Consider the following 26,339-nt stretch of genomic DNA (forward strand, 5'->3'; position numbering starts at 1 on the left):
TTAAAAAAAATCCCAAAGAAAACACTGTGTTTAAATAAGATCAAACTCGATTAGCCTTTTTCCTTGGCGTACCATAAAGGAAAGCACACTTGCCACAACTGCCCCTAACAAGGCTAACGCCATATCCTTCTGCGCATCCCATATATCCCCCTGGGCACCTAAATACGCTTGTCCCAACTCACTTGAAAGCATAATTGCCGCTAACCACTCAACAAGCTCATAAAGCGCCGCATGGGAAAGAATAATCATTACGGGCACAACTCGGTTAAGGAAGGAGGCGATAAGAAAGTGGCGTTTCATGAGTTCTGTTATCAGCGGCAACAACAGCAACCCGCACAGGAAATGAACCCACCGGTCATACTGATTACGATCAAAACCAAGACAGTGATCCAGCGAATAACCGAATAAAGTTTGCCACCATAGGTCGTAAGGGACTTTCGAATAGGTGTAATGGGCACCAACGGTGTGAAACATCAAGAAGGCAAACACGCCTCCCCACGCCCACCGAGAGACACCACCCCGATACCAGAACCTGGCCAGCACGGGCATTACTGCAAGTACCAGCAAATTTTCCAATAAACCAGTCCTGACGAGAAACGGGATTCATAGCCAACCAAGTCCAGAAAATTACAAAACCGACAAACATAAAAACGGGATAGCGGTCATATTTTTCCGCGCCTTGGCCGTCAGGTTGCCTCATCCTCCACACACGGTTATCTCCATTGTCTCTTCTAATGGCTTAACCACTCGCCACGCCTTAGTACTACTTTTTCAACCTCAAGTACCACCATCATCAAAATACCTACCCCAATGAGTAGTAACCCATCCACCCAAGCAAGTGGCCGGCTATCAAATAGATCGTTCATAACCGGCAGGTAGGTAAAGGCACACTGGGCAACGACCACTATTGCAACTGCTATCAACACGGCCGGGGTTCCAAAAACACCGCGCCAATTAAAGGATGTCGTATGCAGGTAGCGTACGCTGAAGAGATAAAAAATGGCCATTACCACGATCAAATTAACCACCATGGTACGTGCCATGGCCAACTCATCTCCCCTATCCAATACGTAAAAGAAAACACCCAGCACTGCCACCAAAAACAGGCACGACACAAAAATCACCCGCCAGACCAGAAAAGAGGTAAGTAAGCTTTGTTGAGTGGGCCTGGGCGGACGGCGCATGACATTCGGCTCTGCGGGCTCAAAAGCAAGGGCTAACCCAAGCGTGGCTGCTGTCACTAAATTGACCCACAGAATCTGAACCGCCGACATCGGCATTGCGAAGTTAAACAGTATCGCCGCAATAACCGCCAACACTTCACCGCCATTGGTGGGTAGTGTCCATGCCACTACTTTACGGATATTGTCATAGACCACTCGTCCTTCATTCACAGCGGCAACGATAGAGGCAAAGTTATCGTCGAGCAGCACCATCTGCGATGCTTCCTTTGCGGCATCGGTACCCTTGTGCCCCATGCCGATACCGACATCGGCCTGCTTCAATGAAGGCGCGTCATTGACGCCATCCCCGGTCATCGCAACGGTGGCACCCGTCGATTGCAGTGCTCTGACAATGCGCAACTTATGCTCGGGATTGGTTCTCGCAAACACACTCGTTTCGAGAACAATACTGGGTAGCTCACTATCCTGCATGTCATCAAGTTCACGCCCAGTTAGCACACTTGGCGTCTCACCTAGCCCTAACTGTTGGGCAATGGCTGCCGCCGTGGCACCGTGATCCCCCGTGATCATTTTGACGTCAATCCCAGCGGAGTGGCACTCCGCAATAGCGGCAATTGCCTCCTCGCGGGGCGGATCTATAAATCCCACCAAACCTGCGAACACCAAACCATTTTCGAGATCAGTGAAACTCAACTTTTCCACGCTGGGGGATACTGTCTTGGTAGCAAAGCCGAGCACGCGCTGGCCCTGAGATGCCGCTTGCGCTATTCGCGCCGTCCATTTGTCCCGCTCAATCGGTACTTCACTTTGACCCACGACCTGAGTAGTAGCGAGCTGTAAGAGTTCATCAGGCGCGCCTTTAACGAATATGCGATATTCCCCCTCAACATGGCGATTCAGCGTCGCCATGAACTTATGTTTAGCATCAAACGGTATTTCATCAATTCGCGACCAATCCTGATGCACGCACTCGGAGTCAAGGCCTGCCTTGATGGCTAAAACCAACAAGGCTCCTTCCATCGGATCACCGATCACATGCCAGCCCGTATCGGCATGGCTTAACTGGGCATCATTGCAAAGCAGCCCAGTCAGGATCAATGCCTCGCTGCTGAGCCGAATTGCGTCCTCTGCGTCCTCTCCCTCTGGCTGCGTTTCCAGCTTTCCTTCAGGAATGTAGCCTGTACCGGTCACCGTGATCAGACCCTGGGAAACGTCTAACCGACGCGCTGTCATTTCGTTGCGCGTCAGTGTGCCCGTCTTGTCAGAGCAGATAACGGTGGTTGAGCCTAGTGTTTCCACGGCAGGCAACTGCCTAATGACGGCGTTACGACGCGCCATACGCTGAACACCGATGGCAAGCGTGATGGTAATGACCGCAGGTAAGCCTTCAGGAATAGCCGCCACTGCTAAAGCGACTACCGCAATGAGGGCATCAGACCAGGCATAGCCACGCACTAGTACCGCAAAGGTAAAGAGACAGACGGTTACCGCCAGCGTGACCCAGGTAAAATACGTGCCAAAGCGGTTAATCTGGCGCAGCAGTGGTGTTGTCAACGACTGGACGTCACGTAACAGTGTACTGATACGTCCAATCTCGGTCTCGCTCCCCGTGGCGACGACCACCCCTTTCGCTTGCCCGGTCGCCACTAGCGTGCCCGAATATGCCATACAATGGCGATCACCAAGGGCTGCCTCTTGCAAGGCAGGCGCTTCCTGTTTTTCGGCAGCCACCGACTCACCTGTCAAAATGGCTTCTTCGATCCTCAATGCACTGGCGCGTATCAATCGCATATCAGCTGGTACTCGATCCCCAGCTTCCAGTAACACAATATCGCCAGGGACAATGTCACTGGCCAGCACCTTGATACGCTGCCCTTCGCGCATTATGTGGGCCTGCGGTGCAATCAAATCACGAATCGCATTCAACGACTTTTCCGCTTTACCCTCTTGTACGAAGCCAACGATGGCATTGACAAGCACTACCGCAACAATCACCACCGCATCAACGAAATGTCCTAGCAGCAAAGCAGCCAGGGCTGCCGCTAGCAGAAAATAGATCAGAGCGTTGTGAAATTGGACAAGAAATCGAAACAGCGGATGGCGCCCGTCTACTACCGGTAATTGATTGTGCCCGTAGATAACCAAGCGGCTAGCCGCTTCTTCTGCCGTTAAACCAGTAGGCGATGAATTCAATGCCGACAGAACATCATCGCTGTGCAGGGCATGGACGTCGGCGAGCTGTGATTGAATCGGCGCATCAGTGTGCCGTGCGGCAGACGGTCTATTCATACCGGTTCCTTGCAGTCGTTCGATATCGCTACGCGACGGGTTCTCATTACAGATCAAGTACAACGGTGACGCTGTCTGCCTGATGCTCCGTTGGCAGCACCATGAACCCCAGCTCTTTTACCATCTTGAGCATGGGATGATTCTCGCGCAGCACATCAGCAAATACCTGCTTAATCGCGTTATGGCGAGCATAATCAATAATCTGCTGCATCAGGCTATAACCAAGGCCGGTTCCTTTCGTATCGCTACGAACCATGACCGCAAACTCCGCTCTTTCTTTATCAGGATCGGCAGCCAGACGCACCACCCCCACTATCTCGTCGCTGCCCGACGGCATCGCGACAAAGGCCATTTCCCGGTCGTAATCTATCTGGGTTAGTCGCGCCGCAAAGGCATGGTCGAACTTCTTGATGGCCGCAAAAAAACGGAGCCGGACATCACTGGGAGAGGATTGGCCAAGCATGTTGACCAGTGCCGCTTCGTCTTCGGGACGTATTGGCCGCAAGGAATAGACTTGGCCACTGCGAGTCGCGATTGATTGCTCAAGCTGCTTGGGATAAGGGCGGATAGCCAGTGGCTGACGTTGATGATGGCCGGCTCTAATTACGATGCGCGCATCCAAAGCCATCACACCCGATGCATCAGCCAGCAGCGGATTAATATCAAGTTCGACGACACGATCCAAATCGCTGATCAGTTGCGACAGTTTTAGGAGTGTGAGCGTAATCGCTTCCAAGTCAGCTGCTGGGCGATCACGATAGCCGTGTAGAAGACGCGATATGCGTGTCGAGCGGATCATATCTTGCGCCAGCAGTGAGTTGAGTGGGGGTAAGCCAATAACACGGTCGCCAATGACTTCAACGGCTTTACCACCCTGCCCAAACAGAATGATGGGACCGAAAACAGTGTCTTCAGCGATACCCAAAATAAGTTCATGCGCCCCTGGGCGGCGAATCATCGGCTGCACATTGAAACCATCGACCTGCGCCGTGGGAGCCGCCTGACCAACTGCATCCAGCATGCTCTCGGCTGCACGATAAACGGCGTCAGGCGAGGCCAAATTTAATTGCACGCCCCCGACATCCGACTTGTGTGAGATATCGCGTGACAGAATTTTTAACACGACCGGGAAACCCAACTGCTGCGCTGCGCGACTGGCTTCCTCAGGTGTGCGCGCCACCATGGCCGGCGCCATCGGTATGCCATAGGCAGCCAAGACGGCTGATGCCTCGGGCTCCGTCAGTACACTGCGGTCGTCTTCAATGACGCGATCGATAATAGCGTTCGCGCTGGCCATATCGACGTTAATGAGATCGGAAACGGCCGCGGGCGTCTCCATAAGGGCCCTTTGATTACGCGAGTAGCTGTAAAGGTGCCAGAAGGCCCGAATGGCCTGCTCTGGCGTGTCGTACGAGGGGACATGCTTCTCAGTAAACAGTCGTCGAGCCTTAGCGGGCGCTCCTTCGCCCAACCAACAAGTCAATACGGGGAGCCGTCGCTTTTCGAGTATCGTCATCACCGCTTCGGCGGCATCAAGGCTATCGGCAACCGCCACTGGGCAGTTAATAATAAAGAGAGCATCGGCTCGGTGTTCATCAAGCAGCACGTCAAGCGCGCCTACATAGCGTTGACCCGACGCATCGCCAAGAATATCGACGGGATTAGCGTGTGACCAAGCCTTGGGCAACAATGTATCCAAACGGGTCAGGGTCGTACTTGAAAGCTCGGCCAAGTGGCCGCCAACATCGGCTAGTTCATCCACAGCTAATACCCCGACCCCGCCACCGTTGGTGAGTATAGCCAGACGATCACCCTTCACGCGGATTCCGGTAGCAAGTGTCCCTGCCGCCTGAAATAGCTCATCCAGGGTTTTGACCCGAAGCATTCCCGCGCGCTTGAAGGCTGCGTCGTAGACCGTATCGGAACCTGCCAGGGCCCCCGTATGCGAAAGCGCCGCCTTGGCACCCGCATTACTGCGGCCTGCTTTAACAACAACGACTGGCTTGTTGCGTGAGGCCATGCGCGCCGCCGACAGGAATTTACGTGCGTCGATAATGGCCTCGACGTAAAGAAGGATGGAACGCGTTTTGGGATCAAGCGCTAGAAAATCGAGGACATCGCCAAAATCGACATCGCTCATCGCACCTAGAGAAATAACATAGGAAAAGCCGATACCGCGTGCTGATGCCCAGTCAAGAATCGATGTTGCAACGGCGCCCGATTGAGTTACGAAAGCGACATCACCCTTCTGGGGTGTGAGGTGGGCGAAGCTCGCATTTATACCATTGTGGGGAGCCAAAATACCCAAACAGTTAGGCCCAACAATGCGCATTAGATAGGGGCGTGCCGCCTCCAGCATTGCCTGCTGAAGTGCCTGACCATCCGCCTGCTCTCCTTCACCAAAGCCCGCGGTGATAACCACCGCAGCGCGACAGCCCCGCTCGCCAAGTTCCTTTATCAACCCCGGAACGGACTCCGGCGGAGTCGCGATGATTGCCAAATCGGGGGACAGTGGCAAATCGCTAACAGAACGGTAATTTAAGGTTGAGCAAATGGCACGCTCATGGGGGTTGACGGTGAGCACTGGGCCCATAAACCCAGCACTGAGAAGATTACGCGCCAGCACCGCGCCCACCGACCTAGGCCGGTTGCTAGCACCAATTAGCGCAATTGTAGCAGGAGCGAACAGTGCATCTAAATTACGAATCGACATCTAACATCTCCGGCCAGCGTTCGATTTCGGGACGCCTCACATCGTTCGTAACGTCACTCCAACCATGCCCGTTACTGCTTATACAGACTTTGAGCAAAAAATAACGCAGGCTAAGTCATTGTAAGACATACTCTGTTTATTTAACTTTCAATTAGCAGCATAAACATTGACCTGGGACATAAAACAAGTGACTAGCGTATAAGCCAAGTAGAAAATATACACCTATACTTTGTACTGCTCACTGGGAGGCAATGAAATGACCACAATACAAAAACCCCACGAAAAGTCTGTGAACGCTTCTAACTATGATAGCGTATTTATATGGTGGTACCAGCCTTGGATGGCGACCAGTAGTTCGGCTGTCAAGGCACAGTATATTTGGTTTGACATGTTGAACGACACCATGCGCCACGAACTTGAGTTTTTTGCAGCCATGGCCGAGTCCTCTAGAACGCTGACAAGCTGCATGCTAGGCCATGAAGGCCTCAATACACCGTCATCGTTGGCTTCCTGCTACCAAAAAGTAACGAGTGATATGACGAAAGCCACCGTAAAACGCATGCAAAAAGTATCTGAGTTAAATGACGAACTTAAAGAGCGTATTTGGTGCGAAATGTAAAGAAATCAAAAAAATCATGTAACAAACCCTATAGAAGACAATAATACAATGCCAGTCGAAACCATTAATCAAGTATTAGAAATGACTCGCCTATTACACGATAACTTAGCTAATAAATTAGGAAAAGCTGCTTCTTATCAACAAAAAGAAAAGGTACATATGCTACTTGATTATCTTTCGCTACATGAAAGAGAGTTATCTCGGACTTTGAAACTAAGTAAGAACGATGCACAAGCAGCGGCCATCAATACATGGTGTATAGACTATTTTGACAAGCATACTTTTGCATTAGAAGACGTTGATTATGTCAACATGACTTTCTCAGAAATCATGCGATCTATCGTGACAATACATAACAATATCATTGACCTGTATCGCTATTTGGCGTTGCGCACAGAGGCTGTAGAGGCGAAAGCGCTGCTGAACAACATCCTCTTCCTTGAACAACACGAAGCAATGCGCATCGTTCGCGATGCAGAAGAGCTTGAAGACCTTTAGCATTCTGGCTAAGGACGCTCACTCTGTTTCATTATGATTGAGGGCGCACATGATGATCGTGAATGACAGAAGAACACAACTTGAGAAGCTCCGAGAAGAAATACTTGAGCGTATCCAACGTTACGACATGCATCAACACCATACTCATGGCGCCTTGGATAAAGATCTGGAAGAGCAGGCGCTAGAAATTCAAAGTGATGATGTCGTCGACCTTTTGGATAACGAAGCACGTGCAGAGCTGGTAAAAATCGACAAAGCCATGACGCGTATTGACGCCAAGATAGGAGATTACTGTGAGATATGTGGCGAACTGATCGAAGTACATCGCCTCAACGCCTTACCTTATGCAACACGATGCAGTAAGTGCGCTACTTCCTAGACATCGTTATCGTTATTTCACACTATCAGTATTGGAGCCAAAAGATCCGCATTCGATACGGTTACGGCCGTTTCGCTTGGCATTCAACAACAAATGATCGGCACGACTAATCGCATCGTCGATGGACTGATCACTCGGCTCAAGCGTAGCAATGCCAAGACTAACAGTAAGGTTGGCAGCTTTCAGATTGTTACTCAGTCGGTTTGCAATCGCCTTGGCGCTCTGAATATCGGTATCGGGTAATATAATAATGAATTCATCGCCACCATAGCGCCCGACCAAATCCCAATCTCGCACCGTAGAGCGCATCAGATGTGCAACAGTTTTCAGCATATCGTCGCCCGCAGCATGTCCCTGTTCATCGTTGACAGACTTAAAATGGTCGATGTCCAGCATCATAAGGCAGAGCGATAATCCATAGCGGGTCACTCGCTTAAACTCAGCATTAGCCAAATCGATAAGGTGGCGACGATTATAGGTTTCAGTTAAGCCGTCATGGGTGGCCAAATAAGTCAATTGTAGATTCGTTGCCATTAATTCAGCGGTGCGCTCTAGAACGCATCGCTCCACTTCTTGTTCGGAGTATTTGGCAACCTGAGCATAATTGATCGTATTAGCGTTTAAGACAATACAGTGCAGATGCCTAATTACTTTACTCTGGTTTATGATGGGAAGTAGAAGAACCTGCAAGTTGCGCTGGTAACTATCTCCGTCAATGTAGCCACCCGTCACTTCGTATTGAATTGGTAGCCCTTCCTCTACACATTGGGCGCAGCGCATAACCAACTCTCCACCCAATGGGGGTGGTAACAAACAGCTGAGAGGTTTACCCACACTTATTACTTCATTTCCTAGGCAAGCTTTCTGCAGCGGATATATTTTTTCAATAACAAAATCATCCTTCTCTACAATACCAACAATTATCACCTGCGCAGGACAATGATCCCACAGACTGTTGGCTACTGACTTCGCATTACTATCAAAATAGCTAAACAAACCCGGGTCATAATTTATTGAAGAAATCATGAACGTAACCACCTCGGCATGACAGCATTTACTTTTAAATGCTGCCTTCTTTTTATACCGCGATTGATAAATCAGAAACACCCACACCCCACTGAAGGCGACATTCCTGAAGTATACGATATTCTTTTTCTTTCTGGGCTACGAAGGCAAAAAAGATATTGTGCAGCTCAGGTATCGCATTGGTTTCTAGCAGCCAGCCAAAAAAATCGCATGACACTTTGGCAGCTTCTTCAGCCATGATGAGAACTTGATGTCCCATGGATTTATCTATTATAAAAAAATGCTGGCTATTGTTATTAATCAGGGGCCTTTCCACCAGCTTGTCAAGATTATTAACGCAAGCACCGAGCTCCATTTTCTGTGCCACTTCTTGCAAACTGCAAAGGCGGTGCACGCACTCCAAGCCGATAGCGTTCATCAACCCGCTGACAGATGAATCAAAGGGTAGAAAGGTCAGAGCTAGCCACCGGTATCGATTTAGCTCTATGGTTTCATGGGAGTGTGTCAAAAGGATTTGCTCTTGGGGTAAAAACGTAAGCGCTGTAAGATCGTTCATGGGACTTCCCTCTCTATAACGCGCACTTTATGGAATGTAAAAAGGCATCATAGAGGGGATTAAAGTTTAGCTTCCATGACTTCCATCAACTTTTATGTTGCAATTAAAAAACACAGCAACAGAGGCATCACAAAACCAATTAAATAGCATTAAGACTAATATTTTAATGTCTTACTCGCTGATCATATGACTGGAGTCGTCGGTTTAGTTACTATCTGATCAACAAAAGATTTTATTAAAGCCCAGCAGCACGCAATCGATCTTTGAGGCGCTGATTTTCCTCGATCAGGTCAGTCGCCAATGCGGCCAGTTCGGGCGCAGCCTCAAAATCGCGCTCCAACTGATACATTCGCCTGGCTCGGGTCAAGTCATGACTGGTGAAGCGCCAACTCGCTACATAAGGCGATCCGTCGGCCAATAGGCCACTTTCAATGCGTTCGATGATCCAGTTGGTTTCCACCGAGCAGGCACGCGCCAACTCGTCGAGGGTCAGGGTCGCCTCGTCGACCAGATCACCACTGTTAATAGCCCGATGTACCATTGCCTAGCCTCCCTTCCGTTGGCGCGGATTGAAAGCCAGTTCCCGCGCCATGGTTTCATAGAGCGCCCGTGCCTTGTCAGTATCGGCCGGGGGCAGCACTACCTCTAACCCCACATAAAGATCGCCTGGCTCAGGCCCGGGAATACCGCGGCCTTTTAAGCGTAACCGGCGCCCAGTTTGGGAGCCTGCAGGCACTTTCACTTTCACCACTCCAGACGGCGTGGGAGTCTCTATGTGGGCCCCCAAAGCAGCCTCCCAGGGCGTAACCGGTACTGTTTGATGTATATCCCGTCCTTCAATCCGATAACGTGGGTTAGGTGTAAAATAGATCTCAAGAAACAAATCTCCCGCAGGTCCACCGCCGATACCAGGGCCACCTTGACCCGAGAGTCGGATATGTTGGCCCGCTTTAACCCCCTTTGGTATCCGCACATTGAGCGTATGTTCTTTAGAACTGACGTGACCTTGTGCATCGATCTGCGGCCCATGCAGCGTGATTGAACGAGTAGCGCCGAGATAGGCATCTTCGAGATCAATAATAACTTTGGCGTGACGATCGTCGCCGCGCATCTGGTAGCCGCCCCTTCCTCCCCTTTGCTGGGCGCCTTGGCCGAAGAGGCTGGCAAAGAAGTCACTGAATTCACCGAGGTCGGCCTCCTCAAAGCCACGCCCGCTGTACTCAAAACCTGCATCCCAGTCCGGCGGTGGCTGAAAGTTCTGACCAGAATGATACTGCTGAGCCAGTTGGTCATAGGCAAGACGCTTCTCGGAATCAGACAGCACTGCCTTGGCCTCATTGATTTCCTGCATCCGCAGCTCAGCATCCGGCTCTTTGCTGACATCAGGATGAAACTTGCGGGCCAGCTTGCGGTAGGCCTTCTTAATCTCCTCGGCCGTTGCGGTTTTTACTACGCCGAGCACCTGATAGTAATCCTTAAATTCCACGTTAAGAGCCTCCGGTCGTCGGAATAGGCTCCAGGCAATGATCTGCCAAGTATCCCGTGTAACAAGCAGTTAATAGCTAAAGAATAGTCGAGGACCACTTTGTACGCCTGGAGGAAAGGCGCCTATAGATAGATTTTCCTAAACACTCGGTGTGTCGCAGAGTAAAACCGACGCAGTGCGACGTGTTTGTTGACCTATAAATTACGTCGCGACGTACGAGAGTGGCTGACAAATTGGTATAACACAGTATTCCAGCGTTGATAGCACTTCCAGCTGGTCACATAGTTAAGTGACCACCCCAAACAAGCGCCCTATGGCAAATGTTAAAACCATTGCCAATGCCCCCCAGAACATGACTCGCACTGCCGCTTTGATCATTGGTGCACCACCTGCACGCGCTGCAATGGCTCCCAAAAAGGCTAGAAAACATAACGAAAAGAGGGACACCTGCACGATAAGCTGTGACGACGGGGCCCACCAAGCCACCAGCAAAGGCAAGAGCGCACCAGTGGTAAAAGTTGCAGCTGATGATAATGCAGCCTGAACTGGGCGCGCTTGACTGGTTGTAGTGATGCCGATTTCATCTCTGGCATGAGCACCCAAGGCATCATGATTCATAAGTTGTTCGGAGACTATTTTTGCAACCTCAGGAGCGACGCCACGCGATTCGTAAATAGCAGCAAGCTCTTGCTGCTCAAAATCGTAATGCTCAGCCAGCGCTTTGCGTTCAATATCGAGATCGGCGTGTTCGGTATCAGCTTGAGAGCTAACAGATACATACTCTCCAGCCGCCATCGACATTGCACCTGCCACGAGCCCCGCCACGCCCGCCAACATGATATCGCTTTGAGCTGTATTCGCTGCTGCAACGCCCAGTATTAGACTGCTCGTGGAAACAATCCCATCGTTCGCACCCAGAACTGCAGCACGTAGCCAACCGGCACGATGAGACCGGTGGTGCTCTTTATGTAGCATGTGCTTACCCCCGGCGAGCTTTTTTCAAAGCGTGATACGAAGATAGCATTCACGCTAATACAGCTTAGCTAGCAATTCATCCAAAAAATAATCTCGGCAATAGGTGAGATGCTGCAACTTCAAGGGACGCATAAGTCCATATGTATGACGCTAAGAGCAAAACTGATAAACGGGATAGTACGGGTAGGCAGCACCTTCAAGAATATCTGTCCCAGCATTAACCATTAGGTAACCAGCAGCCTGGCTTGCCCCAGTGAGCATATGAGACCCCTGGCCACCCGCGAGCTGGGCAATGGGTGCCCCATCTGCCCACTCAAGCACCACCCGCAACCACTCACATCGCCCACGTGGGCCTCGACGTGTAAATCCTGCCGTTACCGGGTAATGCTCCAAAGGCTCTATCTGCCTGTTCTGCATAGCGTGAACAAATGGTCGTCCCAATAGCTGCCACCCCACCAGCGACGCAACAGGATTGCCCGGCAAGGCAATTAATGGTGTGGGTGACGACGGAGCTGAACCTAGATAGCCAAATGCAAAGGGTTTTCCCGGTTTTATCGCGACACCATGAAAATGCAGGCCTCCTCGCTGCTCAATAACGGTACGAACATGATCTTCTTCTCCCACCGATATGCCACCGGTGCAAATAACCAAATCAGCGTTTGCTTGAGCTTGGGAAAATGTTTGGTGCAGTAAGCGGGGGGAATCAGAAACGATGCCCAAATCCACTACCTGGCAATTTGTCTGCATGAGTAGCACATTGAGCATCGCACGATTACTGTCATATACCTGCCCTGGCGAGCGCTCAACTCCGGTTTCGATCAGTTCATCACCCGTTGAGAACATGGCAACGCGAAGGCGCCTATTAACCGCAATGTTATGAATACCGTGACTTACCAATAGGGCAATCGCAGGCGCATCAAGATAACTACCTTGAGGCAGTAACGTACTACCGGCTCTGGTTTCTTCACCTTGCTTGCGAATATTCGCCCCTGGCTCAGGTACACCATCAATGTGGATATGTCCTTGAAGGTCGACTGTCACCCGCTCTTGGGGAATCACCGCATCGGCTCCGAGAGGGACTGGCGCGCCGGTAAAGATGCGCGCGCACCCGCCCTCAGGTAACGCAAAAACGCCAGCCCCAGCAGGAACCCGCAGCATGACAGGCAATCCACCCCGTTGATGGACAGCCTGATAGTCCAACGTTCGAAGTGCATAGCCATCCATGGCGCTATTGTCGACACCCGGCATATCCAGCGGTGCGACGACAGGCTTCGCCAATACCCGACCAAAGGCGTCGGCAAGAGAAATGCGCTCAGGCTCTTTAGGTGGGGCAGCCGCCTTGATGAGCTGCTGCCGAGCGGCAAACACTTCGATCAGACGGTTAGTTACTCTATCAGTACAGCCGCAATTCATAGCCTCTCCGCTCAGTGCAAACGCCATTATTTTTACCTATTGCATTAGTGCGTTGCCGGTTTCTTCATCCATGGCGATGCCGGTTACTCCGATGTCGCTTTCAAGGGCCAGTAGGTAATGCCGCAGGCCGCGCCGGGTCGCCTGTTCGTACAAGCTAAGGCGTACCTGGTCGGCCACGTCCGCGTAAGGTAATGGCTGCCCTTCCTGCCGCTTGTCCACCATGACAAGGTGCCAGCCGTAACGCGATGCGATAGGCCGCTCATGCAAGCCTTCCGGTAGGTGCTTCAGCGCACGGTCAAGCTCCGCCACCGTTTGCCCTGGCAGCAACCAACCCAACTCACCACCTTGCTCGTTGGAGGTGCAGGCAGAATACCGCATGGCACATTCGGTAAAGCGTTCCGGATGCTGCTTAAGTGTGTCAAGTAGACTGACGCCCTGGTGGTACTGCGCATCGCGCGCCTGGGCATCGTCGGGGGCAGCGGCTAGCAGAACATGCCGCACGTTAAGCTGGGTGGGCTCGCAAAAGCGTTCGGGGTGAAGCGCGTAGAAGCGTTCACAGTCTGCATCTGTAGGCTCCGGCACCACCAGCTCTTTTTCGAGCAGCTCGGCAATCACCTGATCGTCGGCATCGCCGCCCTGGTCGATGAGGCCCAGCATCTCAGCACGCTGGCGTAACAACTCTTTGACGACCAGTGCGCGTGCGGCTTTTACCTGCGCACTACCTGCCGAATCCGCCGGGTGATACTGCATTTCGCTGGCAATGTCGCTTTCCGCAATATCCTGGCCGCCCACACTAATCGGTGTGGACGCCTCTGCGCCGGGCAGCTGTTCAATATCGATCATTTGCATGTTGACGACTCCTTAACCCCGTTTGCGCACAAGTTGATAACGGCGAGTGAGATAGCTAAAAGGGGCACTCCAGACGTGAACGAGGCGCGTGAAGGGAAAGACCAGGATAATCGTCAAGCCGACCAGAATGTGCAGCTTGTAGATGAAGCCCACGCCTTCGAGATAACTGGCAGCGCCGCCCTGGAAGAAAACAACCGCCTGCGCCCAGTGAGCCAGTTGAATCATCACCCCGCCATCAAGGTGGTTCATTGCCGGAATAATCGTCAGCAAACCGAGTGACACCTGCACGACCAGCAGCAAAATCATGAACGTGTCCATGGGGCTTGAAGACGCGCGAACGCGTGCATTAGTAAGACGCCTATAGGCCAGCATGGCACCGCCCACCAAGCACATAACCCCGGCAATACCGCCCACTACAATGGCGATGATTTGCTTTGTGCCCGCGCTCATAAAAGGGGCGTAGACCCAGTGCGGGGTCAATAGCCCTACCAGATGGCCAAAAAAGATGGTGATGATACCGATGTGGAACAAGTTGCTCGCCAGACGCATATTTTTTGACGATAGCATTTGGCTTGAGCCGGTTTTCCAGGTGTATTGGCCGTGATCAAAGCGCAGCAGGCTGCCAAGCAAAAAGACGGTGCCGGCAAGGTATGGATAGTAGCCATAGATCAGTTGATGAAGGTAGTCGCTAACCATGGGAGTTCTCCTTTAGCGCTCTGTTAGGCTGGACGCGGCAGAAACACTGCTGGGCATGATGGTAATAGGGTCGCTGGGTACCGACTTTTTGCGCTCCACCAGGCGGCGCCCTTCGGCAGATTGCAGCGCGCAGTCCTGGTCAGAGTCTGCTGAAAAACGCACTGCCTCCTCTTCCCATACGGCGTCCAATGCTTCCGGCGTGTCATCAGGCGCTTCTGCGCTCACTTCGTCACGGTGGGCGTGGACGTTTTGTTCTGCGCCGATCAGCGCTAATAGCGCATACGGCACTAACGCATGATCCGCATCACGCGCTTCCATACGCGCCGTCAGCAGGGCCAGGATGTGTTGAATCTCGCCTAACCAGCGGGCGATCTCTCCTTCGGACCGTGTCGACAGGTATTCCAGAAAGAGCGGTAAATAGTCGGGCAATTCCCGGGCGTCCAACTCGAACCCGGCGGCCTGGTACTCGTTCATCAAGTCCACCATGGCCTGCCCTCGGTCGCGCGACTCACCATGCACGTGTTCGAACAGCAGCAGTGAGGTTGCACGGCCTTTATCAAACAGCGCGACATACTCCGCTTGCAGCTCCAGCAGGTCGGCATCTGCAATCCGCTGACACCAGGTCATCAACTGTTGACGCAATGGGGCACGCCAGCGTTTTTCAGCGTCCAGCAGGTCGATCATCTCACCCGTCGCCTGCTGTAGCTCGGTGGTGGGGTAATCCAGCAGCCGCGCCAGCACACGCAGGCTCAACATGCCCTGCTGAACGGGTGGGATGATATTTTCAGCAACGTTACCCATGGCGCGCATCCTCTTGCTGAGCTTGTGGGTCGTAGGTTTCCACCGGCTTTACCAAGGTCGTGGTGGTCGAACGGCCATTGAACAGGCTTGCTGAGCTTTCGCCATGGCAACCGTCACCGAAACTGAAGCCGCAACCGCCCCGCTCGGGGAATGCATCGGTGGCCATCTCGCGGTGGCTGGTGGGAATCACAAAACGATCTTCGTAGTCGGCAATCGCCAGGTAGCGGTACATGTCTTCTACCTGGGCTTCGGTGAGGCCGACCGCATCCAGCACCTCGCTATTAACGCTGCCTTCCACGTGCTTGCCGCGCATGTAGACACGCATGGCCATTAAGCGTTTTAGGGCCAACACAACGGGCGCTTCCTCGCCGGCGGTAAGCATGTTGGCAAGGTATTGGACGGGGATGCGCAGCGACTCGATCTTGGGCAGTACGCCGTCAAACTCGACCTTTCCGGCCTCAGCAGCCGACTGAATGGGCGACAGCGGCGGCACGTACCAGACCATGGGCAAGGTGCGGTACTCAGGGTGCAGCGGCAGTGCCAGACCCCAGTCCATGGCCAGCTTATAGACGGGGGATTCCTGCGCCGCCTTGATGACGTTATCGGCAATGCCGTCTTGTTTTGCCTGGGCGATCACCTCGGGGTCATGCGGATCCAGGAAGATCTCCCGCTGACGGTGGTAAAGGTCCTGCTCGCTGGGGGCACTGGCGACTTCTTCGATGCGATCGGCGTCGTAAAGCAGTACGCCTAGATAGCGGATACGCCCTACGCAGGTTTCCGAGCAAACCGTCGGCTGGCCGGACTCGATACGCGGGTAGCAGAAGATACACTTTTCGGATTTTCCGCTTTTCCAGTTGTAGTAGATCTTCTTATACGGGCAGCCGGAGATACACATCCGCCAGCCGCGGCATTTGTCCTGATCAATCAGTACAATGCCGTCTTCTTCGCGCTTGTAGATCGCGCCGCTCGGGCAGCTAGCGACACAGGTCGGGTTCAAGCAGTGCTCGCACAGGCGCGGCAGATACATCATGAAGGTGTTTTCAAACTGGCCGTAAATGTCAGCTTGCACCTGTTCGAAATTAACGTCTTTGCGCCGCTTGGCAAACTCAGTCCCGAGGATTTCCTCCCAGTTGGGCCCCCACTCGATTTTGTTCATCCGTTTGCCAGAGATCAGCGAACGCGGGCGGGCAACCGGCTGGTGATCCCCCTGCTTGGCGGTGTGCAGATGCTGGTAATCAAAATCGAACGGTTCGTAGTAGTCGTCGACTTCGGGCAGGTCCGGGTTGGCGAAGATGTTGGCCAACACACGCCATTTGCCTCCGATACGCGGCTCTATTTTGCCGTCGCGGCGGCGCATCCAACCGCCCTTCCATTTGGCTTGGTTTTCCCACTCTTTTGGGTAGCCAATACCGGGCTTGGTCTCGACGTTGTTGAACCAGGCGTACTCAACGCCTTCGCGGCTGGTCCAGACGTTTTTGCAGGTAACGGAACAGGTGTGGCAGCCGATGCATTTGTCGAGGTTCAAGACCATGCCGACTTGCGAGCGAATCTTCATTTCACGGCCTCCTGGACGGTGTCGTTATTTTCGCCATCGAGCCAATCGATGTGTTTCATTTTGCGCACCAGCACGAACTCGTCGCGGTTGGAGCCCACCGTGCCGTAGTAGTTGAAGCTATAAGAAAGCTGCGCATAGCCACCGATCATGTGGGTGGGTTTGGGGCACACGCGGGTTACTGAGTTGTGAATACCGCCACGGGTACCGGTGATTTCAGAACCGGGCACGTTCACTTGGCGCTCCTGGGCGTGATACATCATCACCGTGCCCGTTTTGACGCGCTGGCTGACCACGGCGCGGGCGGCAATCGAGCCGTTGGCGTTGTAGACTTCAAGCCAGTCGTTGTCTTCGATGCCGATTTCGCCGGCATCCGTTTCGGAGAGCCATACCACCGGGCCGCCGCGGTTCAGCGTCAGCATGAGCAGGTTATCGGAGTAGGTGGAGTGGATCCCCCACTTCTGGTGCGGCGTCAGGAAGTTCAGCGCCTTGCTCTTGAAGCCGTTGTCTTCGGGAAGCTGGAAGTTTTCCGCTGCCTTGGTATTGATCGGCGGGCGATAGACCAACAGGCTCTCGCCGAAGTCTCGCATCCAGGGGTGATCCTGATAGAACTGCTGACGACCGCTTACCGTGCGCCAGGGAATCAACTCGTGGACGTTGGTGTAACCGGCGTTATAGGAAACGTGCTCGTCTTCCAGGCCAGACCAGGTGGGGCTTGAGATAATCTTGCGCGGCTGGGCGACGATATCGCGGAATCGAATCTTCTCTTCTGCCTTGGGCCGCGCCAAATGGGTGTGGTCGAGACCGGTAATCTTGCCGAGCGCGCCCCAGGCCTTGACCGCCACCTGGCCGTTGGTTTCGGGCGCAAGTGTCAGCACGGTTTCCGCGGCGTCTATCGCAGACTCGATACACGGCCGCCCTTTCGAAGAACCTGTCAGCTTACGTTTATTTAGCTTACCCAGTAGTTCTACTTCAGAATCGGTGTTCCAGCTTATGCCTTTGCCGCCATTTCCGAGTTTCTCAAGCGCCGGGCCCAGCGACGTAAAGCGCTCATAGGTCTCGGGATAATTACGCTGGACTTCCATGAGCGCTGGCATGGTTTTACCAGGAACCGGCTCGCACTCGCCTTTCTTCCAATCGTTCACGTTAACCTGGGCCAGCTCGCCAGGGGAGTCGTGCTGCATGGGCAGCGTGACCAGGTCGGTCTCTTCCCCCAGGTGGCCCACGCAGGCTTTCGAAAACGCCTTGGCGATACCTTTATAGATATCCCAGTCGCTGCGCGACTCCCATGCAGGGTCGGTGGCTGCCGTTAACGGGTGGATAAACGGGTGCATATCCGAGGTGTTGAGGTCGTTTTTCTCGTACCAGGTCGCCGTGGGCAGCACGATGTCGGAATACAGGCAGGTGGTCGACATGCGGAAATCCAGCGTTACCAGCAGGTCGAGCTTGCCCTCCGGTGCCTCATCGTGCCATGTCACTTCTTCAGGTTTCTGGCCGCCGAAATCGCCCAGATCTTTGCCCTGAATGCCGTGACGGGTGCCGAGCAGGTACTTGAGCATATACTCGTGGCCCTTGCCGGAGCTGCCTAGCAGGTTGGAGCGCCAGATAAACATATTGCGCGGGAAGTTCTTCGGGTTGTCCGGGTCTTCGGCAGCAAAGGACAGCGCACCTGTTTTCAACTGCTCGACGGCGTAATCTTTGCTCGACATGCCCGCGGCTTTAGCCGCCTGAGCAATGCGCAGCGGATTGGTCGACAGCTGTGGCGCTGAAGGTAGCCAGCCCATGCGCTCGGCGCGCACGTTGTAATCGATCAGGCTGCCGGTATGCCGCGAGGTATCCGCCAGGGGCGACAGGATTTCCTTGATCTCCAGCTTTTCGTAGCGCCACTGCGACGAGTGGTTGTAGAAGAAGGAGGTGGAGTTCATATGGCGTGGCGGGCGCGTCCAGTCCAGGCCGAAGGCCAGCGGGAGCCAACCGGTCTGTGGGCGCAGCTTTTCCTGGCCGACGTAGTGCGCCCAGCCGCCGCCGCTTTGGCCAATACAGCCGCACATCACCAGCATGTTGATCAGGCCGCGGTAGTTCATGTCCATGTGGTACCAGTGGTTCATACCGGCACCCACAATGATCATGCTGCGGCCATTGGTTTTATGGGCGTTGTCAGCAAATTCTCGGGCAATGCGCGTGGCTTGCTCAGCGGAGACCCCGGTGATCTTCTCTTGCCATGCAGGCGTATACGGCTTGATCTGATCATAAGATGTGGCTCCGTCGTCTTCGCCCGGCTTGCCGAACCCTCGGTCGATCCCGTAGTTGGCACACATCAGGTCGAAAACGGTCACCGCCAGCACGTCGTTGCCGTCGGCTTTGCTCAGTCGCTTGGCGGGCAGGCAATGGTATAAAAGGTCACCATTGTCACCGGCCACGTGGTCGAAGTGCTCGTGCTCGATACCGCCGAAATACGGGAACGCCACGCGGGCCACGGCGTCGTGCTGGCTGGCAAGGCTAAGCAAGGGCTTGATCTCCCCTCCTTCCGCATCAAGGGGTTCCAGGTTCCACTTGCCCTGGTTGGCTTCGTCTTCGCCCCACCGAAAACCAATCGAGCCCCGCGGCACCACTAGCTGATGGCGGGTTTCATCCCACACCAGCGTTTTCCACTCGGGGTTATTGCTCTGCCCCAGGTTGTCGGCAAAGTCGCTGGCGCGTAGCTGGCGGCCGGGTACCAACGTGCCGTCGGCGCGCTGCTCCAGCTCCACCAGACATGGCATATCGGTATAGCGCCGCACATAATCCGTAAAGTAGGCGCTGGGGTTTTCCAGGTGAAACTCCTTGAGAATCACATGCCCCATGGCCATGGCAAGCGCCGCATCGGTGCCCTGCTTGGCAGATAACCACTCATCGGTGAGCTTGGAGACTTCCGCATAGTCCGGCGTGATGGAGACGGTCTTGGTGCCCTTGTAGCGTACTTCGGTAAAAAAGTGCGCATCCGGCGTGCGGGTTTGGGGTACGTTGGAGCCCCAGGCAATGATGTAGCCAGAGTTGTACCAGTCGGCGGACTCGGGCACATCGGTCTGCTCGCCCCAGGTCATCGGCGAGGCAGGTGGTAAATCGCAGTACCAGTCGTAGAAGCTCATGCACACACCGCCAATCAGCGACAGGTAGCGGCTGCCTGCGGCATAGCTGACCATCGACATGGCGGGAATCGGCGAAAAACCGATAATACGGTCAGGACCAAACTGTTTAGCGGTGTACACGTTAGACGCCGCGATCAGCTCGTTAAGCTCGTCCCAGTCAGCCCGCACAAAGCCGCCCATGCCGCGTGCCCGCTTGTACTCTTTGGTCTTGGCTGGATCACTGACGATGGACGCCCAGGCTTCTACCGGATCTTTGTTTTCTTCCAACGCGTCACGCCACAGCTTAAGCAAGGGCTTTCTTATCAGCGGGTACTTCAAGCGGTTGGCGCTGTACATGTACCAGGAGTAGCTGGCCCCACGGGGGCAGCCGCGAGGCTCATGGTTGGGCAGATCGGGGCGGGTGCGCGGGTAATCGGTCTGCTGGGTTTCCCAGGTGACCAAGCCATTTTTGACGTAAATTTTCCAGCTGCAAGAGCCTGTGCAGTTAACCCCGTGCGTTGATCGCACGACTTTATCGTGCTGCCAGCGTCGACGATAACTGTCTTCCCATTGGCGGTCCTCCTGGCGGACTTCGCCATGCTCATCGGCAAAGGGCTCTCGCGCTTTGCGAAAAAAGTTCAGCCGGTCAATGAAATGACTCATGGTCGATCTCCAGGCTTTTCAAAGGAAAGCAATGTGCCTGGTGAAAGGCACCTTGGAGATCGATTCTGGGTGATTAAAACGCCAATATCTGCCCGGTTACCTCCATATAACCCACCTCTACCTCTTAGGTGATAGATGGCCGACATCACTGGGGATAGACGCCCGAAATGGCTTGCTGATAACGGCTTTTATCAGCAACCCTTGCGGATAAGCACGCACGTTTAAACCGCGAGCAATAAGCGCCGTAATTCCATAAAACGTCCTGTCTTAATAGGTGCCACCATGGCCGTTCCCTCCCTTTCCCAACGCTTACCGCTGATGCGTCTGGCGTTTCGACCTTTCTTTTGGTTTGGCGCGTTATTCAGTGTACTCGCCATGCTCGTATGGCTTGGCTTTTGGCACGGGAATGTTTGGCTCTCGCCCCATGGTGGAATGTTGTGGTGGCACCAACATGAAATGCTGTTTGGTTTTGGCAGCGCCATTATCGCGGGTTTTTTACTGACAGCCGTACAAAACTGGACAGGCCGGCCTAGCCTTTCTGGCTGGCCACTACTGGCTTTGTTGATCATTTGGCTGACCGCACGGATTCTTATTGCCTTCGCCTACCTGCCTGGATGGCTAATCCTGCTAGTGGATGCGGCGTTTTTACCGCTAGTGGCACTGGCCATGGCGAAACGCGTCATTGCCGTTCGCATGTGGCGCAACCTGATGTTCGTTCCAGTGCTCCTGGCGTTAGCCGTCGCCAATATCTCGATGCACATGGCTGTTATCAATCCCGGCGCTATCAACAACAGCGCGCTTTTCATACGTGAAGCAAGCCATTTTGCCATGCTGGTTATTACCCTGCTTATGGTGCTGCTGGGCGGGCGTATGATTCCATTTTTTACATCCCGAAAATTGGGATTTGACCAGCCAGCGCGCTATCGCCTACTGGAGCTAGCCAGCATCGGCACCCTGGCGGCAATCGTCATCTTGCGGGCGGTGAGCCTACTTAGTGATCTACGCGCCAATAAGCTGATGGCGGCGCTAATGTTGATAGCTGCCGTGAGCAATGCCTGGCGCTTAAGCCATTGGCAAGGATGGAGAAGCTTTCGGGAACCACTTCTTTGGGGGCTACATGCCAGCTACGCATTTATCCCTTTAGGGCTAGTAATGTGGGCTTGGCAATTGATATCGGGGCAGCACGTCGAAAGCGCCCTTCATGCGCTAGCCATTGGCAGTATGGGCACCATGATCTTGGCGATGATGGCAAGAGTCTCACTCGGCCACACCGGCCGCCCTATCCAAACATTACCTGGTATAGGGGTAGCGCTGACTGTACTACTTTTAGCGGCGCTGCTTCGCTCGGTGTGGCTGGTGTTATTTCCTTACTCAAACCAATGGGTGTACAGCATCGTGATCATCGCCTGGTGCATTAGCTATTTGATATTTCTGCTGCACTATACCGTACCGCTTTTCACTGCCCGGGCTGACGGCAACGATGGTTAAGGAGATCGATGGTGGTTGGCCATCAAGCGACAGGAGAACAACGTGGTAGAACATTATGTATTACTTAAGCATCTTCATATCTCAGCGGCCTATGCAACCCTGGCTTTTTTTATCCTGCGAGCATACTGGTCAGTGCAAGAACGACGAGTGCTTCAGGCGCAGTGGGTCAAAGTAGTGCCCCACATTATTGATACGGCTCTGCTGGCATTGGGAGTTACGCTTGCCGTTACGCTCAACTTTTGGCCACTACCGGGCTGGCTAAGCGCTAAAATTGCCGCGTTGGTGATCTACATTTTGCTGGGCACGGTCGCCATCAAGCGTGGCAAAACGCCAAAGATACGCGCCGGAGCGGCGGTTGCCGCGGTCATCGTGTTTATCTATATCCTGGCTGTCGCGACACACCGTACGCCGTTCTTTTAAGCTACAGAGAGATCAGGCCTGGTTAGAGAAGAGACTAGCGCGGAGTGCCAGGGTCAACATGCGCCCAGCAAGGTGGTGAAGAAGGTTCGCTATCAAGCCTATCCTCTTTCGCAAGCGCAGCGAGCAGTTGCTCTCTCAGCACCGGGAGGTGCGAAGCCTCAATACGACGGCTAGCCGTGAGCAGCGTTAATGTGCCTTCGCGGGCATAACGCATTAGCGGTAGTAGGGCATCCGGATGCTCCGCTAACTCCATGCGGTACTGCTCTATAAAGTCAGCCAGGCTGATGGTCTGCTGGTGATAGCGACGACGTAGCTCCGTCGAGGGTGACGCATCCCGGTACCATTCTATTAGCTCAAGCGCGCTACGTGGCTTACCGCGAGGCCACAGCCGGTCTACCAAAACACGGGCACCATCACTTTCCTCAATAGGCGCATATACGCGCTTCAATTCAATCTGATACATCGGATCCTCCCATTGAGCGCTACCGAGACAGGGGGCAAAAAAAGCGGCGCCAATGCGTCAACATTCATCGCTAAGCTTTGCTCCCCCAGGCAGGAAAGGCCATATCCTTTTGCAGGAGCTGAAGCTCTGGCTGATGCTCCGCGGCAATTTGGCTCACCAACTCTGCTCCTTTTGCGGTCAGGTGCACTTCTATCTGACGCCGATCCTCACGCCCCTGGCAGCGTTCCACCAGCTCAAGCTGCTCACAGCGATTGATTAACGCTACCGTGCCGTGATGTTTGGACTGTAACCGGTCTGCCAACTCGCCAACGGTTGCCCAATTGCGCCCGCGAAAGCCCTGTAAGTGCAACAACAATTGATACTGCAGTGGGGTCAACCCGTACCGACGGCAGATATCTTCACTATGGCGTAAAAAACAGCGTAGCTGATACCGAAACTGCGAAAGACACTCAAAAGCATGTTTATCGAGCCTGTATTCTTGGTCCATGGTGCCTACCCACTCCTTATCGTACGTAATACTGTCGGCTTGACAGCCAGCTTGACGACATCTAAATATAAAATATCACTGCATGATATAAATAACCAAACGTCGTTAGTACGATTAGGGTGGGAGAGAAAAATGAAACCATTAACGTGGATGAAAATGCCGTTTAGCCATGAGATTGGCTGGCGAGACCTGAAAGAACGCGCACCCTCGATTCCGGCGCTGGCATGGTGCGTGGTGTTGCCGATGTCTCTATTGCCTCCCGTCATGGTCTACTTTGCAGGCACCCATTACGGCGATAATTTCATGATGGGATTTGCAGACCGGGAGTGGCGGTTTATTACCACTATTTTGTTCCTGGCTGAATTGCTTACTTTTTTTGTAATGGGCTGGATTATTCATGCTGTCGTTAATGGAACCGAGCAACTATCCATCAGTTATCAAGATGCCTACTTGCTTGCTGCATTGGCCCCATTGCCCCTATGGTTGTCTGCGCTCGCACTCTGGGTACCCAACCTGATATTCAACGTTTTGGTGGCTCTCACTGCGCTGGGTATTTCATGTAGCTTGATTTACCAGGGACTACAGGCGCTTTGCACGCGCAAGGACTATGATGTAGCCACCATTTCCGCTACATATACCATCATGTCGGCCGGCATTCTTGGCTGGGGTGTTTTGCTAGCCGTTATTTGGGCGTATTAAAGCAACGGTCTCATCTTTCTTCGCTTTTCGTTATATTTCCCCCCATAAGAAGTAATATACTTACTACAATTGATTTCGTTAGACGATCAACTCGCCAAGCCTTTCTTCAACCCTCTGGGAGCGACATGAAGCTTTTACGACGTTCGCTTGTTGCCCGCATGGTGGCATTTTTGCTGGTGATTAGCGGCATGGCGATTGCCAGCATGAGCTTTACGATTGTCATTGCCAAAAGCAGCCAGGGAGACGCCGCTGCCATTAATATGGCGGGGTCGCTGCGGTTGAATAGCGCACAACTGATTGAAGCCCTGCAGCGTGCTCCCCGCAATGAGCAACGTAACCAAGAGGTTGACCAACTAATGGAACGGCTTTCCTCACGCTTGAACAGCCCAGCGCTAAATACTCGGCCGCGCCTTATGCGCGATGAAAGCAGCAAAGATCGCTTGGAAACACTAAAACAGCAATGGCGACAAACGGTGGTGCCTCTCATCGAGACAGCGACAAACGGCAACGCAGCTGATAGCCAACAGGCCAGGACGTCCTTGAACCGCTTTATTGATGATATTGATCGTTTTGTATCTCAACTAGAAACAGGCGCTGAATCCAGGGTCAATCTACTAAGCACAATACAGGCGCTGTTTTTAGCACTCATCGTTCCCTTACTTGCCATGGCGCTGTATGACATGCGGCAACACTTGGTGATACCGCTTCGCCAGTTGATGGTATTGAGCCGAGAGGCGGGAAGGCGCAACTTTCATTACCGTACAAACTTTGGTGGTGGTGATGAACTGGGAAGACTCGGACGCACCTTTGACCAGATGTCCGCCGAGCTAAGCGTCAGCTATCACGAATTAGAACAGCGTGTATCCCATAAGCAAGCAGAGCTTGAACGCCATAATCGCGCCTTACAAATCATTCATAATGGCATCCGCATGCTCTATGGTGGGGGCAATGACCTATGTGCCAGCGCCGCTCCAATGCTGCGTGAACTTGAAACACTGCTTGAACTCGGCCCCATTGTGCTTTCGCTTCACAGCGAGCATGACGATAGCGACATGGAAATTCTGGCTACCCACTCCGCCGAGCGCCCCCTCTTTTGCCGAGATTTAGCATGCTTTGCCTGTCTGGAAGACGCATCTCACAGGAGTCATAAGATTGGCCACGACAATGAAGCGCTGGTTCACCCAGTGGCGATTGGTCAACAAACGCTGGGCTATCTCACCGTCGGCTATGCTACGCCACCCAGTGCCTCGACGCGGCAGCTTCTTAATACCCTTACCGATCACCTTGCGACTGCGATTTATCTACAACAGCGCATTGAAGAGCAACAACAATTGTCGCTAATTAAAGAGCGCACCATTATCGCCCGGGAACTGCATGACTCTCTAGCGCAGTCGCTCTCTTACCTCAAAATGCAGGTTACCCGGCTTGAACGCATGCAAGCCAAGCAGTTCCCTGTTGAGCAACAAAACAGCGTGATGGGGGACTTACGCGAAGGGCTCAACAGTGCATACCGTCAGCTTCGGGAGCTTTTGGGGACCTTCCGTCTTAGTCTGGACAAGCCGGGTCTCCATCCAGCGCTGCAACAAACCGTCGATGAGTTTAGCGCAAGGCTGGGCTTTTCTGTCGGTTTGACCTATCAGGTACCTCCACATCTGCTGAGCGCCAACGAAGAGGTACATCTGCTGCAGGTTACTCGTGAAGCGCTCGCCAATACGTTCAAGCACGCCCAGGCCCATTCGGCGCAGGTGAGCTTAACTTTCCATCAGGCGGCACTGACACTTGCTATCGAAGACGACGGTATTGGTCTAGAAGACGACCGTTCGCCTCCTATGCATTATGGGTTAATTATCATGCGCGACCGGGCCAAAAATATTAATGCCACTCTCAGCGTTAAAAATCGCCCAGAAGGCGGAACCGGTGTCTATCTAACGTTTACCCCACAGACTGAACGTCTGATTGAGGAAAGGAGTGCCTAA

General features: G+C 53.3%; 23 protein-coding genes. 7 read left to right on the plus strand and 16 right to left on the minus strand.

Features of this window, described 5'->3' with window-relative positions; all coding sequences use genetic code 11:
• Nucleotides 1-30: 30 nt before the first annotated feature.
• The 3 genes from CPH17_RS09845 to CPH17_RS09855 form a co-directional block, all read right to left on the minus strand.
• Nucleotides 31-576 carry a DUF2238 domain-containing protein gene (locus CPH17_RS09845; RefSeq protein ID WP_231896470.1) on the minus strand — a complete coding sequence of 182 codons (546 nt, stop codon included), beginning with the start codon at nucleotides 574-576 and terminating at the stop codon, nucleotides 31-33.
• A 155-nt stretch (nucleotides 577-731) separates the two neighbouring features.
• Nucleotides 732-3,473: an HAD-IC family P-type ATPase gene (locus tag CPH17_RS09850; RefSeq protein WP_074397569.1), complete on the minus strand. Its 2,742-nt coding sequence runs from the start codon at nucleotides 3,471-3,473 to the stop codon at nucleotides 732-734.
• A 46-nt stretch (nucleotides 3,474-3,519) separates the two neighbouring features.
• Nucleotides 3,520-6,186, minus strand: a complete 2,667-nt coding sequence (locus CPH17_RS09855) for a bifunctional acetate--CoA ligase family protein/GNAT family N-acetyltransferase (RefSeq protein WP_074397570.1) — start codon at nucleotides 6,184-6,186, stop codon at nucleotides 3,520-3,522.
• A gap of 256 nt (nucleotides 6,187-6,442) precedes the next feature.
• On the opposite strand from CPH17_RS09855, the gene CPH17_RS09860 reads away from it, so the two are divergent.
• The 3 genes from CPH17_RS09860 to CPH17_RS09870 are packed head-to-tail and all read left to right on the plus strand — an operon-like array spanning nucleotide 6,443 to nucleotide 7,682.
• Nucleotides 6,443-6,805, plus strand: coding sequence for a hypothetical protein (locus tag CPH17_RS09860; RefSeq protein WP_074397571.1), 363 nt, complete (start codon nucleotides 6,443-6,445; stop codon nucleotides 6,803-6,805).
• A 48-nt stretch (nucleotides 6,806-6,853) separates the two neighbouring features.
• Complete coding sequence (locus CPH17_RS09865) at nucleotides 6,854-7,303, plus strand: hypothetical protein (RefSeq protein ID WP_074397572.1); 450 nt, start codon at nucleotides 6,854-6,856, stop codon at nucleotides 7,301-7,303.
• 49 nt (nucleotides 7,304-7,352) lie between these two features.
• Nucleotides 7,353-7,682, plus strand: a complete 330-nt coding sequence (locus CPH17_RS09870) for a TraR/DksA family transcriptional regulator (RefSeq protein ID WP_231896471.1) — start codon at nucleotides 7,353-7,355, stop codon at nucleotides 7,680-7,682.
• A 12-nt stretch (nucleotides 7,683-7,694) separates the two neighbouring features.
• Here CPH17_RS09870 and CPH17_RS09875 read toward each other — a convergent pair whose 3' ends face one another.
• The 11 genes from CPH17_RS09875 to CPH17_RS09925 all read right to left on the minus strand — a co-directional run bounded on the left by CPH17_RS09875 (nucleotide 7,695) and on the right by CPH17_RS09925 (nucleotide 20,806).
• Nucleotides 7,695-8,708: a GGDEF domain-containing protein gene (locus CPH17_RS09875; RefSeq protein WP_082934280.1), complete on the minus strand. Its 1,014-nt coding sequence runs from the start codon at nucleotides 8,706-8,708 to the stop codon at nucleotides 7,695-7,697.
• A gap of 52 nt (nucleotides 8,709-8,760) precedes the next feature.
• Nucleotides 8,761-9,264, minus strand: a complete 504-nt coding sequence (locus CPH17_RS09880) for a hypothetical protein (RefSeq protein ID WP_096299315.1) — start codon at nucleotides 9,262-9,264, stop codon at nucleotides 8,761-8,763.
• A 235-nt stretch (nucleotides 9,265-9,499) separates the two neighbouring features.
• Nucleotides 9,500-9,805 carry a chaperone modulator CbpM gene (locus tag CPH17_RS09885; protein ID WP_096299331.1) on the minus strand — a complete coding sequence of 102 codons (306 nt, stop codon included), beginning with the start codon at nucleotides 9,803-9,805 and terminating at the stop codon, nucleotides 9,500-9,502.
• A 3-nt stretch (nucleotides 9,806-9,808) separates the two neighbouring features.
• Complete coding sequence (locus CPH17_RS09890) at nucleotides 9,809-10,750, minus strand: DnaJ C-terminal domain-containing protein (protein WP_096299333.1); 942 nt, start codon at nucleotides 10,748-10,750, stop codon at nucleotides 9,809-9,811.
• A 285-nt stretch (nucleotides 10,751-11,035) separates the two neighbouring features.
• Nucleotides 11,036-11,725: a VIT1/CCC1 transporter family protein gene (locus CPH17_RS09895; RefSeq protein WP_096299335.1), complete on the minus strand. Its 690-nt coding sequence runs from the start codon at nucleotides 11,723-11,725 to the stop codon at nucleotides 11,036-11,038.
• Between the two features lie 150 nt (nucleotides 11,726-11,875).
• A complete protein-coding gene (locus CPH17_RS09900; protein WP_231896472.1) occupies nucleotides 11,876-13,165 on the minus strand; it encodes a molybdopterin molybdotransferase MoeA in 1,290 nt (429 codons plus the stop codon).
• Between the two features lie 9 nt (nucleotides 13,166-13,174).
• The gene (locus CPH17_RS09905) at nucleotides 13,175-13,987 is read right to left on the minus strand and encodes a peptidylprolyl isomerase (RefSeq protein WP_074397578.1); all 813 of its coding nucleotides are present in this window, start codon (nucleotides 13,985-13,987) and stop codon (nucleotides 13,175-13,177) included.
• Between the two features lie 12 nt (nucleotides 13,988-13,999).
• Nucleotides 14,000-14,683, minus strand: a complete 684-nt coding sequence (gene narI, locus CPH17_RS09910) for a respiratory nitrate reductase subunit gamma (protein ID WP_074397579.1) — start codon at nucleotides 14,681-14,683, stop codon at nucleotides 14,000-14,002.
• Between the two features lie 12 nt (nucleotides 14,684-14,695).
• Nucleotides 14,696-15,484, minus strand: coding sequence for a nitrate reductase molybdenum cofactor assembly chaperone (narJ, locus tag CPH17_RS09915; protein WP_074397580.1), 789 nt, complete (start codon nucleotides 15,482-15,484; stop codon nucleotides 14,696-14,698).
• On the minus strand, nucleotides 15,477-17,039 hold the full coding sequence (gene narH, locus CPH17_RS09920; protein WP_074397581.1) for a nitrate reductase subunit beta: 1,563 nt from the start codon (nucleotides 17,037-17,039) through the stop codon (nucleotides 15,477-15,479). Before narH ends, narJ begins: the two co-directional genes overlap by 8 nt.
• Entirely contained in the window at nucleotides 17,036-20,806 is a 3,771-nt protein-coding gene (locus CPH17_RS09925) for a nitrate reductase subunit alpha (protein WP_096299337.1), read from the minus strand. Before CPH17_RS09925 ends, narH begins: the two co-directional genes overlap by 4 nt.
• A 282-nt stretch (nucleotides 20,807-21,088) precedes the next feature.
• Between CPH17_RS09925 and CPH17_RS09930 the strand changes: the two genes are divergently transcribed.
• A complete protein-coding gene (locus CPH17_RS09930) occupies nucleotides 21,089-22,294 on the plus strand; it encodes an NnrS family protein (protein ID WP_096299339.1) in 1,206 nt (401 codons plus the stop codon).
• A gap of 42 nt (nucleotides 22,295-22,336) precedes the next feature.
• A complete protein-coding gene (locus CPH17_RS09935; RefSeq protein WP_074398570.1) occupies nucleotides 22,337-22,714 on the plus strand; it encodes a SirB2 family protein in 378 nt (125 codons plus the stop codon).
• A 34-nt stretch (nucleotides 22,715-22,748) separates the two neighbouring features.
• On the opposite strand, the gene CPH17_RS09940 is transcribed toward CPH17_RS09935, so the two are convergent.
• Both CPH17_RS09940 and CPH17_RS09945 read right to left on the minus strand, forming a co-directional pair.
• The gene (locus CPH17_RS09940) at nucleotides 22,749-23,177 is read right to left on the minus strand and encodes a DUF488 domain-containing protein (protein WP_074397584.1); all 429 of its coding nucleotides are present in this window, start codon (nucleotides 23,175-23,177) and stop codon (nucleotides 22,749-22,751) included.
• A gap of 70 nt (nucleotides 23,178-23,247) precedes the next feature.
• Nucleotides 23,248-23,664 (minus strand): MarR family transcriptional regulator, encoded by a 417-nt coding sequence (locus CPH17_RS09945; RefSeq protein WP_096299341.1) that lies wholly within the window; start codon nucleotides 23,662-23,664, stop codon nucleotides 23,248-23,250.
• Nucleotides 23,665-23,796: 132 nt separating this feature from the next.
• Here CPH17_RS09945 and CPH17_RS09950 point away from each other — a divergent pair, with 132 nt between their 5' ends.
• Nucleotides 23,797-24,363 (plus strand): YIP1 family protein, encoded by a 567-nt coding sequence (locus tag CPH17_RS09950; RefSeq protein WP_074397586.1) that lies wholly within the window; start codon nucleotides 23,797-23,799, stop codon nucleotides 24,361-24,363.
• A 125-nt stretch (nucleotides 24,364-24,488) separates the two neighbouring features.
• Nucleotides 24,489-26,339: a histidine kinase gene (locus CPH17_RS09955; RefSeq protein WP_074397587.1), complete on the plus strand. Its 1,851-nt coding sequence runs from the start codon at nucleotides 24,489-24,491 to the stop codon at nucleotides 26,337-26,339.

The sequence above is a fragment of the Halomonas sp. hl-4 genome (genome assembly GCF_900215475.1).
Taxonomy (GTDB): Bacteria; Pseudomonadota; Gammaproteobacteria; order Pseudomonadales; family Halomonadaceae; genus Vreelandella.

Bases quoted from the DNA above. Each gene is read 5' to 3' on its own strand.
- CPH17_RS09850 (WP_074397569.1), bottom strand. From the start codon at position 3,473: ATGAATAGACCGTCTGCCGCACGGCACACTGATGCGCCGATTCAATCA.
- CPH17_RS09855 (WP_074397570.1), bottom strand. From the start codon at position 6,186: ATGTCGATTCGTAATTTAGATGCACTGTTCGCTCCTGCTACAATTGCG.
- CPH17_RS09860 (WP_074397571.1), top strand. From the start codon at position 6,443: ATGACCACAATACAAAAACCCCACGAAAAGTCTGTGAACGCTTCTAAC.
- CPH17_RS09865 (WP_074397572.1), top strand. From the start codon at position 6,854: ATGCCAGTCGAAACCATTAATCAAGTATTAGAAATGACTCGCCTATTA.
- CPH17_RS09870 (WP_231896471.1), top strand. From the start codon at position 7,353: ATGATGATCGTGAATGACAGAAGAACACAACTTGAGAAGCTCCGAGAA.
- CPH17_RS09875 (WP_082934280.1), bottom strand. From the start codon at position 8,708: ATGATTTCTTCAATAAATTATGACCCGGGTTTGTTTAGCTATTTTGAT.
- CPH17_RS09880 (WP_096299315.1), bottom strand. From the start codon at position 9,264: ATGAACGATCTTACAGCGCTTACGTTTTTACCCCAAGAGCAAATCCTT.
- CPH17_RS09885 (WP_096299331.1), bottom strand. From the start codon at position 9,805: ATGGTACATCGGGCTATTAACAGTGGTGATCTGGTCGACGAGGCGACC.
- CPH17_RS09895 (WP_096299335.1), bottom strand. From the start codon at position 11,725: ATGCTACATAAAGAGCACCACCGGTCTCATCGTGCCGGTTGGCTACGT.
- CPH17_RS09900 (WP_231896472.1), bottom strand. From the start codon at position 13,165: ATGGCGTTTGCACTGAGCGGAGAGGCTATGAATTGCGGCTGTACTGAT.
- CPH17_RS09905 (WP_074397578.1), bottom strand. From the start codon at position 13,987: ATGCAAATGATCGATATTGAACAGCTGCCCGGCGCAGAGGCGTCCACA.
- narI (WP_074397579.1), bottom strand. From the start codon at position 14,683: ATGGTTAGCGACTACCTTCATCAACTGATCTATGGCTACTATCCATAC.
- narJ (WP_074397580.1), bottom strand. From the start codon at position 15,484: ATGGGTAACGTTGCTGAAAATATCATCCCACCCGTTCAGCAGGGCATG.
- narH (WP_074397581.1), bottom strand. From the start codon at position 17,039: ATGAAGATTCGCTCGCAAGTCGGCATGGTCTTGAACCTCGACAAATGC.
- CPH17_RS09925 (WP_096299337.1), bottom strand. From the start codon at position 20,806: ATGAGTCATTTCATTGACCGGCTGAACTTTTTTCGCAAAGCGCGAGAG.
- CPH17_RS09930 (WP_096299339.1), top strand. From the start codon at position 21,089: ATGGCCGTTCCCTCCCTTTCCCAACGCTTACCGCTGATGCGTCTGGCG.
- CPH17_RS09940 (WP_074397584.1), bottom strand. From the start codon at position 23,177: ATGTATCAGATTGAATTGAAGCGCGTATATGCGCCTATTGAGGAAAGT.
- CPH17_RS09945 (WP_096299341.1), bottom strand. From the start codon at position 23,664: ATGGACCAAGAATACAGGCTCGATAAACATGCTTTTGAGTGTCTTTCG.
- CPH17_RS09950 (WP_074397586.1), top strand. From the start codon at position 23,797: ATGAAACCATTAACGTGGATGAAAATGCCGTTTAGCCATGAGATTGGC.
- CPH17_RS09955 (WP_074397587.1), top strand. From the start codon at position 24,489: ATGAAGCTTTTACGACGTTCGCTTGTTGCCCGCATGGTGGCATTTTTG.